General features: G+C 63.3%; 5 protein-coding genes. All 5 read right to left on the bottom strand.

Features of this window, described 5'->3' with window-relative positions; translation table 11 throughout:
* A partial coding sequence (locus ACQKJZ_RS18935; protein WP_427733202.1) for an NADH-quinone oxidoreductase subunit L occupies positions 1 to 919 on the bottom strand: 919 nt, incomplete at its 3' end.
* A complete protein-coding gene (gene nuoK, locus ACQKJZ_RS18930; RefSeq protein WP_007404079.1) occupies positions 919 to 1,227 on the bottom strand; it encodes an NADH-quinone oxidoreductase subunit NuoK in 309 nt (102 codons plus the stop codon). The genes ACQKJZ_RS18935 and nuoK, both read right to left, overlap by 1 nt.
* On the bottom strand, positions 1,224 to 1,835 hold the full coding sequence (locus ACQKJZ_RS18925) for an NADH-quinone oxidoreductase subunit J (RefSeq protein WP_007404217.1): 612 nt from the start codon (positions 1,833 to 1,835) through the stop codon (positions 1,224 to 1,226). Before ACQKJZ_RS18925 ends, nuoK begins: the two co-directional genes overlap by 4 nt.
* Before the next feature lie 49 nt (positions 1,836 to 1,884).
* A complete protein-coding gene (gene nuoI, locus ACQKJZ_RS18920) occupies positions 1,885 to 2,370 on the bottom strand; it encodes an NADH-quinone oxidoreductase subunit NuoI (RefSeq protein ID WP_007403979.1) in 486 nt (161 codons plus the stop codon).
* Positions 2,367 to 2,655: NADH-quinone oxidoreductase subunit H (locus ACQKJZ_RS18915; RefSeq protein WP_427733199.1), on the bottom strand; the 289-nt coding region annotated here is incomplete at its 5' end. The genes ACQKJZ_RS18915 and nuoI, both read right to left, overlap by 4 nt.

The raw sequence follows: 2,655 nt of genomic DNA, 5'->3' as shown, positions 1-2,655 counted from the left end.
CCAGCGCGGCGAAGCCGGCCAGCAGCAGAGTGACCGCACCGACGATGCCCACCAGGTGCAGCACTTCCGGCGCCATCAGGAACAGGCCGTGCGTACGGGCGATCAGATAGACGCCCGCGGTCACCATGGTCGCCGCGTGGATCAGCGCCGACACCGGGGTTGGGCCTTCCATCGCGTCCGGCAGCCAGGTGTGGAGGCCCAGCTGTGCCGACTTGCCCATCGCGCCGACGAACAGCAGCAGGCAAAGCACGGTCATCGTGTCGAAACGATAGCCCAAGAAGCCGATGGTCGAACCCGCCATGCCCGGCGCGGCGGCCAGGATCGCGGGGATCGAGACGGTGCCGAACACCAGGAAAGTGCCGAAGATGCCGAGCATGAAGCCGAGGTCGCCGACGCGGTTGACGACGAACGCCTTGATCGCGGCCGCATTGGCCGATGGCGTGCGGAACCAGAAACCGATCAGCAGGTAGGACGCGAGACCCACGCCTTCCCAGCCGAAGAACATCTGGACCAGATTGTCCGCCGTCACGAGCATCAGCATCGCAAAGGTGAAGAGGCAAAGATAGGCGAAGAAGCGCGGCTGATCCGGCTCCTCGCTCATATAGCCCCAGCTATAGAGGTGGACGAGCGCCGAGACGCTGGTGATGACCACCAGCATGATCGCGGTCAGCGAGTCGACGCGCAGCGCCCAGTCGACCGACATGGTGCCGCTGGTGATCCAGTGGAGCACCGGCGTGACGGTCGCGACATTGGCACCCGACAGATAGCCGATGAAGATCGGCCATGAGAGGGCACAGGACATGAACAGCGCGCCGGTCGTGACGACCTTGGCGGGCACGTTCCCGATGGCCTTGTTGCCGAACCCCGCAATGGCGGCGGCCAGCAACGGCAGGAAGACGATAGCGAGGATCAACCCGATTACCCCTTCATCCGGTTGACATCGTCGACCGCGATGGTGCCGCGGCCACGGAAATAGATGACCAGGATCGCCAGACCGATCGCCGATTCACCGGCGGCCACGGTCAGCACGAACATGGCGAAGACCTGACCCACCAGATCCTGAAGCGCGGCCGAGAAGGCGACGAGGTTCAGGTTCACGGCGAGTAGGATGAGCTCGATCGCCATGAGGATGACGATCAGGTTCTTCCGATTGAGGAAGATACCCAGCACCCCCATGGTGAACAGGATCGCCGCGACGACCAGATAATGGACGAGACCGATCGTCACAGTTCCACCCCCTGCCCGATGGGCTGATTGATGTTGCGGATCGCCTCATGCGGCTGACGCGCATTCTGCTTGGCGATGTTCTGCGGACGGACGCCACCGCGCTTGCGATGCGTAAGCACGATCGCGCCGATCATCGCGACGAGCAGGACCAGGCCCGCACCCTCGAAGATGAACAGGTAGCGCGTGTACAGCAGGTTGCCGATCGCCTGGATGTTGGACACCTCGGGCGCGATCGGGGCCGCACGGGCCGCCAGCTGCACGCCGCCGACGCTCCACGCCTGGAACGCGATGATAACCTCGGCCAGCAGCGCGACGGCGAGTGCCAGGCCCAGCGGCAGATAGCGCGCGAAACCCGCCCGCATCGCCGCGACCTCGATATCGAGCATCATGACGACGAAGAGGAACAACACCGCGACCGCGCCCACATAGACGATGACGAGCAGCATCGCGATGAACTCGGCCCCGCACAGCACCATGAGGCCCGCGGCGTTGAAGAACGCCAGGATCAGCCACATGACCGAGTGCACCGGATTGCGCGACGCGATCGTGAGCCCTGCGGACACGATCACCACGGTCGCGAAAATATAGAAGGCGATAGCCTGTATCACTGCCTGTCAGGCCCCTTTTCTGTCCGTTCCGAACCGTTGGTCGCGGGCTTTAACGGTACGGCGCATCGGCGGCAAGGTTCGCCGCGATCGCGCTTTCCCAGCGGTCACCGTTATCGAGCAACTTCGACTTGTCGTAGATCAGCTCTTCGCGGGTCTCGGTCGAAAATTCGAAGTTCGGACCCTCGACGATGGCGTCCACGGGGCAGGCCTCCTGGCACAGCCCGCAATAGATGCACTTGGTCATGTCGATATCGTAGCGCGTCGTGCGGCGGCTGCCGTCGTCGCGGGGTTCCGCCTCGATCGTGATCGCCTGCGCAGGGCAGATCGCCTCGCACAGCTTGCACGCGATGCACCGCTCCTCACCATTGGGATAGCGACGCAGCGCGTGCTCACCCCGGAAGCGTGGGCTGATCGGGTTCTTCTCGTACGGATAGTTGATCGTCGCCTTCGGCTTGAAGAAGTAGCGAAGGGTCAGCGCATGGCCCTTCACGAACTCCCACAGCGTAAAAGCCTTGACGTACTGAGCGACGCTCATGCCGGAACTCCCACGCGCGCATACATCAGCACGCCAGACACCAAGAATACCCAGAACAGCGACACCGGCAGGAACACCTTCCAGCCCAGCCGCATCAGCTGGTCGTACCGGTAACGCGGTACGGTCGCCTTCACCCAGGAAAAGACGAAGAAGAAGAAGCACATCTTCAGCAGCAGCCAGACGATGCCCGGCACGGCGTAAAGCGGCGCCCAGTCCAGCGGCGGCAGATAGCCACCCCAGAACAGAATCGCGTTCAGCGCGCACATCAGGATGACGTTGGCGTAC

The sequence above is a fragment of the Sphingomonas sp. NPDC019816 genome (assembly GCF_050274375.1).
In the GTDB taxonomy this organism is placed as follows: Bacteria; Pseudomonadota; Alphaproteobacteria; order Sphingomonadales; family Sphingomonadaceae; genus Sphingomonas.
Note: the sequence above shows the minus strand (reverse complement) of the source record. Positions and strands in the feature narration are given on the sequence as shown.